General features: G+C 67.5%; 17 protein-coding genes. 11 read left to right on the top strand and 6 right to left on the bottom strand.

Annotated features, from left to right (window positions below; all coding sequences use genetic code 11):
* Positions 1–40: 40 nt before the first annotated feature.
* From atpD to IEY36_RS22835, 9 genes are read left to right on the top strand one after another with little or no spacing between them, the layout of a single operon-like run.
* A complete protein-coding gene (gene atpD / locus IEY36_RS22875) occupies positions 41–1,498 on the top strand; it encodes a F0F1 ATP synthase subunit beta (protein ID WP_188971223.1) in 1,458 nt (485 codons plus the stop codon).
* Entirely contained in the window at positions 1,498–1,923 is a 426-nt protein-coding gene (locus IEY36_RS22870; RefSeq protein WP_188971221.1) for a F0F1 ATP synthase subunit epsilon, read from the top strand. Before atpD ends, IEY36_RS22870 begins: the two co-directional genes overlap by 1 nt.
* Positions 1,920–2,219 carry an AtpZ/AtpI family protein gene (locus tag IEY36_RS22865; protein ID WP_188971219.1) on the top strand — a complete coding sequence of 100 codons (300 nt, stop codon included), beginning with the start codon at positions 1,920–1,922 and terminating at the stop codon, positions 2,217–2,219. The genes IEY36_RS22870 and IEY36_RS22865 overlap by 4 nt, the downstream gene beginning before the upstream one ends.
* Positions 2,216–2,488, top strand: a complete 273-nt coding sequence (locus IEY36_RS22860) for an N-ATPase subunit AtpR (protein ID WP_188971217.1) — start codon at positions 2,216–2,218, stop codon at positions 2,486–2,488. The genes IEY36_RS22865 and IEY36_RS22860 overlap by 4 nt, the downstream gene beginning before the upstream one ends.
* A complete protein-coding gene (locus IEY36_RS22855; RefSeq protein ID WP_188971215.1) occupies positions 2,485–3,156 on the top strand; it encodes a F0F1 ATP synthase subunit A in 672 nt (223 codons plus the stop codon). Before IEY36_RS22860 ends, IEY36_RS22855 begins: the two co-directional genes overlap by 4 nt.
* Positions 3,157–3,163: 7 nt before the next feature.
* Positions 3,164–3,409, top strand: coding sequence for a F0F1 ATP synthase subunit C (locus IEY36_RS22850; protein WP_188971213.1), 246 nt, complete (start codon positions 3,164–3,166; stop codon positions 3,407–3,409).
* A gap of 4 nt (positions 3,410–3,413) precedes the next feature.
* The gene (locus IEY36_RS22845) at positions 3,414–4,148 is read left to right on the top strand and encodes a F0F1 ATP synthase subunit delta (protein ID WP_188971211.1); all 735 of its coding nucleotides are present in this window, start codon (positions 3,414–3,416) and stop codon (positions 4,146–4,148) included.
* Positions 4,138–5,658, top strand: coding sequence for a F0F1 ATP synthase subunit alpha (locus tag IEY36_RS22840; RefSeq protein WP_229681509.1), 1,521 nt, complete (start codon positions 4,138–4,140; stop codon positions 5,656–5,658). Before IEY36_RS22845 ends, IEY36_RS22840 begins: the two co-directional genes overlap by 11 nt.
* On the top strand, positions 5,655–6,524 hold the full coding sequence (locus IEY36_RS22835) for a F0F1 ATP synthase subunit gamma (protein WP_188971207.1): 870 nt from the start codon (positions 5,655–5,657) through the stop codon (positions 6,522–6,524). Before IEY36_RS22840 ends, IEY36_RS22835 begins: the two co-directional genes overlap by 4 nt.
* 134 nt (positions 6,525–6,658) lie before the next feature.
* Here the strand turns inward: IEY36_RS22835 and IEY36_RS22830 are convergent, their stop codons facing one another.
* The 4 genes from IEY36_RS22830 to IEY36_RS22815 all read right to left on the bottom strand — a co-directional run bounded on the left by IEY36_RS22830 (position 6,659) and on the right by IEY36_RS22815 (position 8,824).
* A complete protein-coding gene (locus tag IEY36_RS22830; protein ID WP_188971205.1) occupies positions 6,659–6,844 on the bottom strand; it encodes a hypothetical protein in 186 nt (61 codons plus the stop codon).
* Positions 6,845–7,028: 184 nt separating this feature from the next.
* Entirely contained in the window at positions 7,029–7,481 is a 453-nt protein-coding gene (locus IEY36_RS22825) for a DUF6481 family protein (protein ID WP_188971203.1), read from the bottom strand.
* 204 nt (positions 7,482–7,685) lie between these two features.
* Complete coding sequence (locus IEY36_RS22820; RefSeq protein ID WP_188971201.1) at positions 7,686–7,892, bottom strand: cold-shock protein; 207 nt, start codon at positions 7,890–7,892, stop codon at positions 7,686–7,688.
* A 398-nt stretch (positions 7,893–8,290) separates the two neighbouring features.
* On the bottom strand, positions 8,291–8,824 hold the full coding sequence (locus IEY36_RS22815) for a DUF5943 domain-containing protein (protein WP_188971199.1): 534 nt from the start codon (positions 8,822–8,824) through the stop codon (positions 8,291–8,293).
* A gap of 351 nt (positions 8,825–9,175) precedes the next feature.
* Here IEY36_RS22815 and yghU point away from each other — a divergent pair, with 351 nt between their 5' ends.
* A complete protein-coding gene (gene yghU, locus IEY36_RS22810; protein WP_188971197.1) occupies positions 9,176–10,051 on the top strand; it encodes a glutathione-dependent disulfide-bond oxidoreductase in 876 nt (291 codons plus the stop codon).
* A 118-nt stretch (positions 10,052–10,169) separates the two neighbouring features.
* Here the strand turns inward: yghU and groL are convergent, their stop codons facing one another.
* The gene (groL, locus tag IEY36_RS22805; protein WP_188971195.1) at positions 10,170–11,825 is read right to left on the bottom strand and encodes a chaperonin GroEL; all 1,656 of its coding nucleotides are present in this window, start codon (positions 11,823–11,825) and stop codon (positions 10,170–10,172) included.
* A gap of 51 nt (positions 11,826–11,876) precedes the next feature.
* A complete protein-coding gene (groES, locus tag IEY36_RS22800; RefSeq protein WP_188971193.1) occupies positions 11,877–12,191 on the bottom strand; it encodes a co-chaperone GroES in 315 nt (104 codons plus the stop codon).
* A gap of 601 nt (positions 12,192–12,792) precedes the next feature.
* Here groES and IEY36_RS22795 point away from each other — a divergent pair.
* The gene (locus IEY36_RS22795) at positions 12,793–14,037 is read left to right on the top strand and encodes an ABC transporter substrate-binding protein (protein ID WP_188971191.1); all 1,245 of its coding nucleotides are present in this window, start codon (positions 12,793–12,795) and stop codon (positions 14,035–14,037) included.
* Positions 14,038–14,043: the final 6 nt, after the last annotated feature.

The following is a 14,043-nucleotide window of genomic DNA, read 5'->3' as shown; positions in this document are numbered from 1 at the left end:
CGCTGCCGGCGCGGCCCGAGATTGACGGAGGTCAATCCCCATGACGGACAGCACCTCGCTTACGTCTCGCGGCGCGACGCCGGCGCGCTTCGCGATCGGCACGGTGCTGGCGGTGCGCGGTTCGGTGCTCGATCTCGGCTTTCCTGCTGACGCCCTGCCGGAGATTGGCGAGGCAGTCGAGATCGACTGGGACGGGCCAGAACGACTGGTCGCCGAGGTGCAAGGCCATCATGGTCCTGAGATGGCGCGCGCGGTCGCGATGCGCGAGACAGCAGGTCTGCGCCGCGGCACGCCGGTGCGTCGCACCGGGGCGCCGATCACCGTGCCGGTCGGCGAGGCGGTGCTGGGCCGCCTGCTTGATGTGCTTGGCGAACCGAAGGATGCCGGTGCGGCGCTGCCGGACGATGTCGAGCGTTGGCCGATCCATCGTCTGCCGCCGCCGCTCTCCGCGCAGCAGGGCAAGCACGAGTTGCTCGAGACCGGCATCAAGGTGATCGACCTGCTAGCGCCGATGGCGCGCGGCGGCAAGGCGGCGATGTTTGGCGGTGCCGGCGTCGGCAAGACGGTGCTGGTGACGGAGTTGATCCGCACCACGGTCGATACCTATACCGGCCTGTCGGTATTCGCCGGCATCGGCGAGCGCACGCGCGAGGGGCATGAGATGCTGCTCGACATGCGGCAATACGGCGTGCTCGATCGCACCGTGCTGGTCTATGGCCAGATGGCGGAACCGCCTGGCGCACGCTGGCGCGTCGGCCTGACCGCGATGACCATCGCCGAGTATTTTCGCGACACGATGCATCGCGACGTGCTGCTGCTGATGGACAATGTGTTCCGCTTCGTCCAGGCGGGCAGCGAGATTTCCGGCCTGCTCGGCCGCCTGCCCTCGCGCGTCGGCTACCAGCCCACCCTCGCGACGGAAGTTGCCGAACTGGAGGAACGCGTCGCCTCTGTCGCCGGCGCGACCGTCACCGCCATCCAGGCGGTCTATGTGCCGGCGGATGATTTCACTGACCCGGCGGTGACCGCCCTGTTCGGGCATCTCGACAGTTCCATCGTGCTGTCACGCGGCATGGCGGCGGAAGGGATGTATCCGGCCGTCGATCCGCTTGACTCCACCTCGACATTGCTCGACCCCGCCATCGTCGGTCAGGAGCATTACGACACCGCCGAGGCGGTGCGAGAAGCGATCGCGCATTATCGGTCCCTGCAGGATGTGATCGCGCTGCTGGGGCTTGAGGAACTCGGCCCGGCCGATCGCCGCATCGTGACGCGCGCGCGCAGACTGCAACGCTTCCTGACGCAACCCTTCAAGGTAACGGAGGCCTTCACCGGCAAGCCCGGCCGCACCGTTACCCGCGCGGCAACGGTCGCCGGCTGCCGCGCCATCCTCGCCGGCGAAGCCGATGACTGGTCGGAATCCTCGCTCTACATGGTGGGCGATCTTGACGAAGCGCGCGCTAAGGAAGCCACCGACACGGCGACGGCGGCCGCCTGATGCGCCTGACCATCGCCACGCCGGATGCGCTGCTGCTGGAACAGGATGGTGTCGTCTCACTGCGCGCCGAGGATGAGAGTGGCACTTTCGGCATCATGGCCGGGCATGTTCCCTTCCTGACAGCGCTCACACCGTCGGTCGTCTCCTGGCGCGACGAGAACGGCCGTGAGAAGCACTGCGCCGTACGGGGTGGCTTGCTGACCGTGCGCGACGGGCAGCAGATCGCGATCGCGACGCGCCAGGCCTTTCTCGGCGACGACATCGCGCGGCTGGAAGACAAGCTGCGCGCCGGCATCGCCGCTGCGGAGGAAAGCGAGCGCACCGAGCGCGTCGCCGCGGCACAAATGCAGGCGGCCGCGATACGGCGCATCATGGGCCTGCTGCGGCCGGGCCTTGCCGGACCGGGACGGCGTGGTGCGCCATGACCACGCCGGAGAAGCCACCCACCGACAGGTTGATCGAATCAGTGCGTCGCGAAAGCGCGCGGCGCGAGCGTCATCGTATCGAAGGCGAGCGGCCGATCGGGCTCAACCTCGCGACGATCGGCGCGCTGGGCTGGCTGTTCGTCGTGCCGATGCTGGCCGGCATGTTGGCGGGGCGCGCACTCGACCGGGCCTTCGGTAGCGGTATCTTCTGGACGGGCGCTTTCCTCGTCGCCGGCGCGGCGCTCGGCTTCTGGCTTGCCTGGCGACGGATGAACGAGATGGGACGCGACCGATGATCATGCTGGCCGAAGCCACCGCGGCCGCTGCTGCGGGGCTGCTTGCCGGTGGGCTGTTCTTCCTGGCGATGCGGCACAATGCGGAGATGTACCTCTCAGGTGGGCCGGCCTGGCGCCCGGCGGTGCTGCACCTGGCGCGGCTGTTGCTGCTTGGCGCCTTGCTGGTCGCGGCAGTACGCGTCGCCGGCGGCGCCGGGCTGCTGGGGGCCTTTGCCGGCTTTCTTGCCGCGCGCAGCCTCGCGCTGCGTGCCTGGCGGCCGCAGCCATGACGGACAGTCCGCTCACCGTCACGACGCTGTTCCATTTCGGGCCGGTGCCGATCACCACGCCGGTCGTCACCACCTGGGGGCTCATGGCGGTGCTCGCCATCGGCAGCGCGCTGGCGACGCGCCGCCTCACCCTGCGGCCGGGGGCGTTGCAGACCGCGCTGGAACTGCTCGTCTGTGGCATCGCCGAACAGATCCGCGCCATCATTCGCAGTGATCCCACACCGCTAATGCCGCTGGTCGGCACGCTGTTCATCTTCCTTGCCACGGCGAATCTGCTCGGGCTGCTGCCGGGGCTGGAACCACCGACCGCGCATCTGGAGACGACTGCGGCACTCGCCGGCATCGTCTTCGTCGCCACGCATGTCTATGGCGTGCGGTCGCTCGGGTTGAAGCGCTACCTCGCCGGCTTCGCGCAGCCGGTCTGGATCATGCTGCCGCTGAACATCGTGTCGGAATTCACGCGCAGCATCTCGTTGATGGTGCGGTTGTTCGGCAATCTCATGAGCGGCGTGTTCATCGGTGCGCTGGTGCTCTCCCTCGCCGGATTGTTCGTGCCGATCCCCTTCATGGCGCTCGATATCCTGACCGGCCTCGTGCAGGCCTACATCTTCGCGATTCTCGCCGCCGTCTTCATCGGTGCCGCCATCGGCGCCACGGACAGGAGCTGACCTACACATGAACTACGTCGAGCATGTCAGCATCGTCGCCGCCGCCTTCGCCGTCTCCTTCGGCGCCCTCGGGCCCGCCTTGGCGGAGGGTCGGGCCGTGGCTGCGACGATGGATGCCATCGCACGCCAACCGGAGTCCGCTGGCGTGCTGTCGCGCACATTGTTCGTCGGGCTCGCGATGATCGAGACCACGGCGATCTACTGCCTCGTCATCGCGCTGCTATTGCTCTTCGCTAACCCCTACGTCCGGTGATGCCGTGTCGCTCGACTGGTGGACGCTCGCGCTGCAGGCCGTCAACTTCCTCGTCCTGGCCTGGTTGCTGCAACATTTTCTGTTTCTGCCGGTGAGTCAGGTGGTGGCGGCGCGACGTGCGGAATCCAACAAGTTGCTCGCCGATGCCGAAGCCGGGCGCAAGCGCGCACAGGAGCTTGAAGGCGCGGCCCTGAAGCAGCGCGAAGGCTTCGCCAAGGAACGCGAGGCGATCCTCGGCGCGGCGCGGGAGGCCGCTGAGACGGAGGCGAAGGCGATGCTCGACCACGCGCGCGCCCAGGCCGACCAGGCGCTCGCGGAGGCGAAGCTGCGCACGACGCGCCAGGCGGAGGAAGCCGCCCGCGACCTTCGACGGCAGGCCGCGCGCCTTGCCGGCGCCATGGCCGGACGCCTCGCCAGCCAGGCGACGCCACCGGCCGAAGCCTTCCTGCCACGCCTGATCGAGGCGCTCGTCGCCCTGCCCGACGCAACGCGGCAAGCGCTGCGATCGGGGCCGCTGGAAGTCGCCAGCGCCGCGGCACTGCCAGCCGATACACAGGCCACCTTGTGCCAATCTATCGCGGAACATCTCGGCACGGATGTCGCGCTGCGCTTTGTCACCGACCCGTCGCTGATCGCCGGGCTGGAACTGCGCGGCGCGCATGCGGCGCTCCACGGCAATTGGGCGGCGGATCTCGAAGCCCTCACAGCGCGCGCCGCGGGTGATGACGGTGCCGTCTGACGCCCTGCGCGACTGGGCGAGCGACGCCGTCGCGCGCGTCGCCGCCGCCCAGATCGGCCCCGTCGCGGAAACGCTGGGTCGTGTCGAGGATGCCGCGGATGGCGTCGTGCGTGTCTCGGGCCTGGCGGATCTGCGCGCCGGCGAGATGGTGCGCTTCGCCGATGGCAGCTTCGGCCTCGCGCGCATTCTCGACCAACACAGCGTCGGCTGCGTGCTGCTCGACGAAGGCGCGCATATCGATGCCGGGCAGGTCGTGCACGGCACCGGCGACGTGCTGCGCGTACCCGTGGGCGGCGCGCTGCTCGGCCGCGTGGTCGACCCGCTGGGCCGCCCGCTCGACGGGCTCGGGCCGCTCGAGGCTTCGGACCGCGCGCCGATCGAACGCGGCGCGCCGCCGATCATCGACCGCGACCTGGTGACCGAGCCGCTGCAGACCGGCATCCTGCTGGTGGATGCGATGATCCCGTTGGGACGCGGACAACGCGAGCTGATCCTCGGTGACCGGCAGACCGGCAAGACGGCGATCGGTGTCGATGCCATCATCAATCAGCGCGACAGCGACGTGGTCTGCATCTATGTCGCGATCGGGCAGAAATCCTCCTCCGTACGGCAAGCGATCGAGGCGGTGCGCGCGCATGGCAATCCACAGCGGTGCATCTTCGTCGTCGCCGGCGCGTCCACCAGCCCGGGGCTGCAATGGCTCGCGCCCTTCGCCGGCATGACGATGGCCGAGCATGTCCGCGATGCCGGCGGCCATGCGTTGATCGTGCTCGACGACCTCACCAAACACGCCGCGACGCATCGCGAGATTTCCCTTCTGCTGCGCCAGCCGCCGGGCCGCGAGGCCTATCCGGGCGACATCTTCCACCTGCATGCGCGGCTGCTGGAACGCGCCGCGAAGCTCTGTGCCGCGAAGGGCGGCGGCTCCCTGACCGCGCTGCCGATCGCCGAGACCGAGGCCGGCAATCTCAGCGCCTATATCCCGACCAACCTGATCTCGATCACCGATGGGCAGGTCGTGCTCGACACGCGGCTGTTCCATGAAGGGCGGCGCCCGGCGGTCGATACCGGGCGCAGCGTGAGCCGCGTCGGCGGCAAGACGCAGGCGCCGGCGTTGCGCGGCGTGGCGGAGACTCTGCGCCTCGCCTATGCGCAGTTCGAGGAGCTCGAGATCTTCTCGCGGTTCGGCGCAACCACGGAGCCGCGCACGCGAGCCAAGCTTGAACACGGCCGCCGTATCCGCGAAGTGCTGCGCCAGGGCCGCCACGCGCCGCGCGACCTCGGCGTGGAAGTGGCGCTCCTGCTCGCGGTGGATGAGGGGTTGCTCGATCCCGTGCCGCTGCCGCGCATGCGCGACTTCACGGACGGCCTCGGGCCCTGGCTGAGCGGTGAAGCGGGTGACGCGCTGGCCCGTGTGCGCGACAGCGGCCACCTGACGGCCGATGACCGCGCCAGCTTGCGCGAGGCCCTGGCTCGCCGCGCTGCCGGCTTGGTGCCCGCCGCGCCATGACCGACCGCCTCGCCGGCATCGAGCAGCATATCGAGAGCATCGCGCAGCTCGGCACGGTGGTAGGCGCGATGCGCGGCGTGGCGGCGTCGCGCGTCCAGCAGACGCGGCATGTCATCGACGGCGTGCGCAGCTGGAGCGGGATCGTTGCCGCGGCTCTGGCGGAGGCGGTCGCCTTGCTGCCGCGCGATGCGGTAAGGCCCACGCCGGCAGGGCGCGAGGTGCTGGTGCTGTTCACTGCCGAACACGGCTTCGTCGGCGCCCTGCCTGAGCGCATGCTTGCAACCGCCGCACCTGATCGCGCCGCGGGAGCGTTTGTCTATTGCCTCGGCGCACGCGGTGCGGCGTTGGCGGAGGCGGAGGGTTGGAAGCCGGCCTGGACTGGCCCGATGGCCACGCAGGTCGGCGCAGCGACCGATATCGCGTCGCGCGTCGCCGAGACGATCTACGACACCTTCCTGCGCGGCGCGGCGACGCGTGTCGAGGTGCTGTTCCCTCTCGCCGCACCGGATGGGCGCGTGACGGCGGAACGGCGTCGATTGCTGCCACTGGATCTCGCGCGCTTTCGGCGTTCGAGCGAAGGCGAACGGCCGCTGACATATCTGCCGCCGGCGCGTCTGGTCGAACTTCTGGTGGGAGAGTACTTCCTGGCCGAGCTGGCGCATGCGGCGCTCGAGGCCTTCGCTGCCGAGAATGCGGAGCGGTTGCGGACCATGCAGTCGGCCCGCTCGAACATCGAGCATCGGCTTGACGACCTACATAGTGACGAGCGTCGCGCCCGGCAGGGATCCATCACCGAGGAACTGCTGGACGTGATCTCGGGTTCGACGGCGATTGCCGATTACGACCGCACCCACAGCAGTGGATAACGTGACGGTCGATCCGATGGCCCGCAGGAACACTGAGCCGGATTCCGATCAGGCGGACCACCTGATCGAGTGGAGAAGCTCGCATCGAGCAGCGATCCAGGGAGGCTTCCGTGAGCCAGAGCGACCGGAACGGCCTAGCGCCGCGCCTTGCCCTTCGCGATCTCGCGCTCGATCATCGAGCGGTCGGTGGCGCCTGATCGGCGCATGATCTCGCGCACAATGGCCGGCGAAATGCGATGACGCTTGGCGATCGACGCAACCTCTTCGTTCATCTCTGCTTCTGATTTCGGGGCAGTGGCCTCGACGGCTGGGCTTGCCATAGCGATTTCCTGTCAGGCGGCGACCGCGACATGGCCGCCTCGATGAACGCCGGCGTGCTGGCCGGGCAGTTACGCGGAGGCTGGCGGCTTCCGTTCGCATCGCTGCACGGAAGCCTCTCCAGCCGAGTGGGCCGGCAAGCTTCACCACCCCAGGGGGGAGTGATGCCGCCGGCCAGGGTCTTCTCTACCGGCGCGCCTTGCGTGCGGCATAACGTGCATCGCGCAATGCCTTCTGCTCGGCGGCGAGCGCCAAGGCACGCGCCTTCTTCTCGGCATCGAGCATCGCGGCGCGCTCTTCCTGCTCCATCGCGGCGGAGGCGGCTTCGCGCGCGGCCTCGGCATCGCGCAGCGCCTGTTCGGCAGCGAGACGCGCGAGTTCAGCCTGATGGGCGGCTTCCTCGGCGGCGAGGCGCACGGCCTCGGCGGCGGCGGCTTCGGCCTGCGCAGCACGTTCGGCCTCGCGGTCGGCGCGGCGCTTCTCGCGTGCCTCGGCGACGGCGCGCTGTTCAGCGAGTCGCTGTTGCACCACGGGGTCGTCCGGGCCGGGCTGTGCGCGGAAGCGCGCCAGCATGGCTTTGCGGGCACCGTCCGCGGCTTCTCGGCGGGCGTTGAAGTCGTCGCGCTTCAGACCTTGCATCTTTGCTTACTACTGTCCTGTGTCTCGGGTTGTGTTTGACGCTTGCCAAGGCGTCGATGGTGATCGGGGACGATCTGGCGGATCCCGGTGAGCGGGGGCGGTGCCGAAACGCCGGCCAGCCGTCACCGAGACCATGGCAGTGTCGCGCGTTGGCGCGACAGGCAGGTGGGCCGGCGATTGCCGCCGGCCCACCTGGCAGGCTTATCAGGCCTTGCGCAGGTTGGTAGCGGACATCTTGCCCTGCTGGCCGCGCTGGATGTCGTACTCGATCTTGTCGCCTTCCTGCGGCGTACCGATGCCAGAGCGCTCGACGTCGGAGATGTGAAGGAACACGTCCTTCGTGCCGTCATCAGGCTGGATGAAGCCGTAGCCCTTCGTGGCATTGAACCACTTGATGGTGCCGTTGGACATGGATTTGTACCGTTCGCGCAAAATGTCGCAGCCGCGCCGAATGGCGCGTCCGATCAATCTTCTGCTGGAGACGAGCGCCGAGCTCGATGCTCGATCGGGAGCCAAGGAGCACGCGCGGCGGGACCATAAAAAGCTGACGTGAAGTAGCTACGCCATGACGCGGCAAATTGGAAGGAACTAATCATGACCATCTGCGCACAGCAGGGTTGCGGGGCCGCGCGCCATTGGCCCTGTCGCCCGTATGACGCGAATGGCAGCCTTGAATGAATGGCGCGGCCACCTCGGTCCACATGGTGGCACCTCGCGGTCTTTTCCACCGAATACAATGAGATGCCCGGTCATCCTGTCTCAGCTGGGCTGCCGATCGGTCACTTGCGCCCCCGCAGGCCAGCATTACGTCACGCCATGGCCTCGCAACGCAACTCGAAGCGGCATTCGGGCTGTCCCGCTGCGGCGCAGGCGACCTCGCGGCAGATCGGTACACCGCTTCGCCCCGCCATCTCGAGGACGTAGCGCATGCCACCGGCGAAGCTGCCTTCGAACACGTAGCAGACGTGCCGGCCCGTCTCGGGCCCATAACCGAGGGCGAAGGCTGAATGGCGGACGACGACCGTCGCCGTCCCGGCGGCTTCGTCGAGCGCGGTGATCTCCAATTGCCCGTAGCCGCGCTGGGAGAGCCGCTTGAGGTAGTGGCGAAACGTCTCGACAGGCGTGAGGCCGTGAGTCTTGGCCTCGGCCCGGCACCATTGCAGGGCCGAGAGGTCGCTCGAGTCGTAGAGCGTCTGCCGATAGGCTTCGGGCCCGATGGCGGCCTCGACGCTCTTCTGCATGTTCACCAGGAAGTGGCGCGGCAGATAAATCATCGGCAGGCCATCGGTACGCCAGATGCCGGTTTCGGGATCGACGTCGATCGGGACTTGTGGCGCGCCCATGGCAACTCCTGACGATGCATGACCCGCGGACCATCGTGGCGAGCACGAGGTGATCGGGGAATCGCGAAGGATACAATGAGACAACGACACTCGACGCCTGGCCAGGGGGTGCGGCCTCGCCGATGCGTTACACGCCGCCGTCATGGCCGTTGGCGTCCAGGCGGCGCTCAACCTGGCCGCCGCGGGATCACCGGCAAGGCAACGTAGCCTGATGACACCCAGCCCCTCCCGACGCGCGGCGCCACATGGCTCATCCCCGTGGGTCCGCGCCTCCCCTGGCACGACCACCAGCATGCCCCCACCTGACGATGCGTCACGGCAGCCTCGCTGCCATCTTCAGGAGCCGGCTTGATGAGTGCATCGACCGAGTACACCCCGCCCAGCGTCTGGACGTGGGACAAGGCCAATGGTGGCCGCTTCGCCAACATCAATCGCCCGATCGCCGGGCCGACGCATGACAAGGATCTGCCGATCGGGCGTCACCCCCTGCAGTTGTATTCGCTGGGCACGCCGAACGGCGTGAAGGTCACGGTGATGCTCGAGGAGTTGCTCGCCCTCGGCCACCAGGGTGCCGAATACGATGCGTGGCTCATCCGCATCGGCGAGGGAGACCAGTTCGGTTCGGGCTTCGTCGCGGTGAACCCGAATTCGAAGATCCCGGCACTGGTCGACCGCAGCGGCGCGACGCCGGTCAGGGTGTTCGAATCCGGCGCCATCCTCGTCCATCTCGCCGAGAAATTCGACGCCTTCCTGCCCAAGGAGACCGCCGCACGCGCCGAATGCCTGTCCTGGCTGTTCTGGCAGATGGGCAGCGCCCCCTATCTCGGTGGCGGCTTCGGCCACTTCTACGCCTATGCGCCGAGCAAGATGCAGTATCCGCTCGACCGCTTCGCCATGGAGGTGAAGCGCCAGCTCGATGTCCTGGATCGCCGCCTGGCCGAGTCCAGCTACATCGCCGGTGAGGACTACACGATCGCGGACATGGCGATCTGGCCATGGTATGGGGGACTGGTGAAGGGCTGGCTCTACGGTGCCGCCGAGTTTCTCGACGTGCAGTCCTACGTTCATGTGCAGCGTTGGGCCGACATGATTGGCGAACGGCCGGCGGTGCGGCGCGGGCGCATGGTCAATCGCATGCAGGGCGAGCCCGCCAGCCAATTGCGGGAACGCCACGACGCGAGCGATTTCGACACCAACACCCAGGACAAGGTGGCGGCCGTCGGCTGAGCCAGGCGACGCGCGGCGAGGCTCCGAGCGTCAGGCACAACCGCTGATCGGCCACCAGCGCCCAGGGGGGGGCGGGCCATCCGACCCGCCCCCCGAAGCACATGGCGACCAGGCGAGATCAGAAATCCATGCCGCCCATGCCGCCCATCCCGCCCATACCGCCGCCAGGCGCGCCGCCGCCCGAAGTGTTCCGGTCGGGGCGTTCGGCCACCATGGCTTCGGTGGTGATCAGCAGGGAGGCGACCGAGGCCGCGCCCTGCAGCGCCGAACGCACGACCTTGGTGGGGTCGATGATGCCGGCCGCCACCAGGTCCTTATACGTGCCCGACTGCGCATCGTAGCCGTATTCGTAGGTGTCGGTGCGCAGCACCTCGCCGGCGACTACCGCGCCGTCCTGGCCGGCATTCGTGGCGATCTGGCGAACCGGCGCCTGGATCGCGCGGCGCACGATCTCGATGCCGGTCTGCTCGTCCGGGTTGGCACCCTTGAGGCCCGCCAGCTTCGTCGAGGCGCGCAGCAGCGCCACGCCGCCGCCCGGGACGATGCCTTCCTCGACCGCGGCGCGGGTCGCATGCAGCGCGTCATCGACGCGATCCTTGCGCTCCTTCACCTCGACCTCGGTCGAGCCGCCGACGCGGATGACGGCAACGCCACCGGCCAGCTTCGCCAGGCGCTCCTGCAGCTTCTCGCGGTCGTAGTCCGAGGCGGTCTCCTCGATCTGCGCCTTGATCTGCGCAATCCGGCCCTGGATCGCGTCCTTCTCGCCGGCGCCGTCGATGATCGTGGTGTTTTCCTTCTCGATCCGCACGGTCTTGGCGCGCCCGAGCATCTCCAGCGTCACGCTTTCGAGCTTGATGCCGAGGTCTTCGGAGATGACCTGGCCGTTCGTCACGATGGCGATGTCCTCGAGCATCGCCTTGCGGCGATCACCGAAGCCCGGCGCCTTCACCGCCGCAACCTTCAGGCCGCCGCGCAGCTTGTTCACGACCAGGGTCGCCAGGGCTTCGCCCTCGACATCCTCGGCGATGATCAGCAACGGACGCGTGGTCTGCGCCACGGCTTCGAGCAGCGGCAGCATCGTCTGCAGGCCGGACAGCTTCTTCTCGAAGATCAGGATGTAGGGATTCTCCAGCTCCGCGATCATCTTCTCCGCATTCGTGATGAAATACGGGGAGACATAGCCGCGATCGAACTGCATGCCCTCGACAATGTCGAGTTCGGTCGCCACGCTCTTGGCTTCCTCGACCGTGATGACACCTTCCTTGCCGACCTTGTCCATCGCCTTGGCGATCATCTCGCCGATCTCGGTATCGCCATTGGCGGAGACCGACCCGACCTGGGCGACCTCGGCCGAGCTCGAGATCTTGCGGCTGTTCTTCTCGAGGTCAGCGACGACCAGCGCGACGGCCTTGTCGATGCCACGCTTCAGGTCCATCGGGTTCATGCCGGCGGCCACGGCCTTGGCACCCTCGCGCACGATGGCCTGGGCCAGCACGGTCGCGGTGGTGGTGCCGTCACCGGCGGTGTCGCTGGTTCGCGTCGCCACTTCGCGCACCAATTGCGCGCCCATGTTCTCGAACTTGTCGGAGAGTTCGATTTCCTTGGCGACGGTCACGCCGTCCTTCGTGATGCGCGGGGCACCGTAGCTCTTGTCGAGCAGCACGTTGCGGCCCTTCGGGCCCAGCGTCACCTTCACGGCGTCGGCGAGGATGTCGACACCGCGGATCATACGCTCGCGCGCCGAGGCGCCGAACTTCACGTCCTTAGCAGCCATTGTGTTCTACCTTTGCAAATCGGTTGTCAGTGGTCGTCGCGAAGCGGCGCCTCAGGCGGCCTTCTTCGCAGCGGCCGAACCTTCGAGAATGCCCATGATGTCGGACTCCTTCATGATCAGGAGCTCCTCGCCATCGAGCTTCACCTCGGTGCCAGACCACTTGCCGAACAGGATGCGGTCGCCGGCCTTCACGTCGAGCGGACGAACTTCGCCCTTCTCGTTGATCGTGCCCGCGCCGACAGAGACGACTTCGCCTTCCTGCGGCTTTTCCTTGGCGGTGTCGGGGATGATGATGCCGCCGGCAGTCTTTTCTTCCGCGGTGACGCGGCGAACGAGAACGCGGTCGTGCAGGGGACGGAAGGTCATGCGGCCTTCTCCTTGAGCTTCTTGTGGATTGCGCTGCGGCTAGGAGAACAGGCGCTGCCGGTGGCAGCCGCTTGGCACTCTCATCGGCAGAGTGCCAATCATCTGGGCCTTCTCGGTCGGAATGTCCATCACTCATTGGATATCGTCATCAAGCCGGGCGACCGCCGTGCGTGCCCGCGCAGGTTGCCATGACAGGTGCGGCCATTCGGCTCGGCGCTGCGAAAGGCCGATCAGGATCGATCCGTTGGATCAAACTGCTGACCACGCCCCCGAAGCCCGGGACGGTATTGGCGGGCGACCTGTCGATGCGCGTCCATTGATGGTCCTGGCCGCATCCAGCAGTACCGCCACATCGATAGCGCGAGGGCGCTGCCCCTCGCGGCTCACACCCTCAGTCGCTGCTGCGATCGCCAACACCGATCGCGCTGACATCCGTGATCCACTTCCGGTGTAACCATGGCCGCAAGCCGGCGGCCAGCGAGGCCGCCTCTCCAGACCCACCCGGTCGATGTCGCCTCGGCGTGGCATTGCGCAAACAATCGACGCTGGTACGCTGGCCGGACAAGACGCGGCTCAGTCGCGCAGGTCCAAGAGGAAGCCCATGAAGATCACCCGCCGCCCGCTGCTGGCCGCGCCAGCACTCATGCTCGCTGGTCGTGCTCAGGCTCAGGGCGCACCCATCAAGGTGGGCACACTTCTTCCGCTCACCGGTGTGGCTGCGTCGGCCGGCAATTCCGCCAAGGCCGCCATCGAGCTGGCGGTGGAACTCGTCAACACGCCGCGGCCTGACCTCGCCTCGATGCCGCTGATGGCGACAACCGGGTTCCCGGCGATCGGCGGCCGGCCGCTCGAGGTGGTAATCGCCGACCAGCAGGGCAGCCCGTCGGTGGCGCAGAATCAGGCCCTGCGGCTGATCACCCAGGAACGCGTGGTGGCGCTGACCAACGGCTACCAATCCGGCCTGGCTCAGACCGCAAGCGCGATCGCGGAGCGTCACGGGATTCCATATGTGAACGGGGAGTCGGTCGCGACCAACCTGACCGAGCGCGGCTTCCGCTGGTTCTTCCGTACCACGCCGATCGGACCTGACATCGCCGCCATCTACGTGGAGTTTCTGAAAGCCGCGCGTATCGACGGGCGGCCCGTTTCCAAGATCGCGATCGTCAATGAGAACACTGAATACGGCACTTCGATTGCGGACGTGATCCGGCGGACGGCCGAGCAGGGCGGCATCAGCATCGAGTTGCAGATCCCCTACGCCGCCAACAGCGCCGATGTCTCGGCTCAGGTCCTGCAACTGAAGGGCGCTCAGCCGGATGTGGTGATCTTCATCAGCTACACCTCGGACGCCATCCTGTACGCTCGCACCATGCGCGCGCAGGGCTACCGGCCGCCGATCCTGATCGGTGACAATTCCGGCTTCTCCGACGACAATTTCGTGCAGACCGCCGGCGATATCGCGCAGGGCCTGATCAATCGCAGCGCCTTCGACCCAAGCCGTCCGGGCAGCAACTCGTTCAAGATCAATGCGCTCTATAAGGCGCGCACCGGCCGCGAGATGGATGACACGACGGCCCGGATGATGCAGGGCTTCCTGGTGGCGTGCGACGCCATCAACCGCGCCGGTTCCACCCAGCCCGCGGCGATCCAGGCGGCGCTGCGCGCCACGGACCTTTCGGCCGACCAATTGATGATCGGCTATCGCGGCGTGAAATTCGACGACAAGGGCCAGAACACCAAGGCATCCGTCTTGCTGGTGCAGCTGCGCGGGCGCGAATACGTCTCGGTCTGGCCGACTGAGACGGCAACGGCGCAATTGCAGCTGCCCTACAAGGGCTGGGAGTGAGCTACT

The sequence above is a fragment of the Neoroseomonas lacus genome (genome assembly GCF_014644535.1).
GTDB classification, from domain to species: Bacteria; Pseudomonadota; Alphaproteobacteria; order Acetobacterales; family Acetobacteraceae; genus Neoroseomonas; species Neoroseomonas lacus.
The sequence above is the reverse complement of the archived record's forward strand: the minus strand, read 5'-3'. Positions and strand labels throughout refer to the sequence as shown.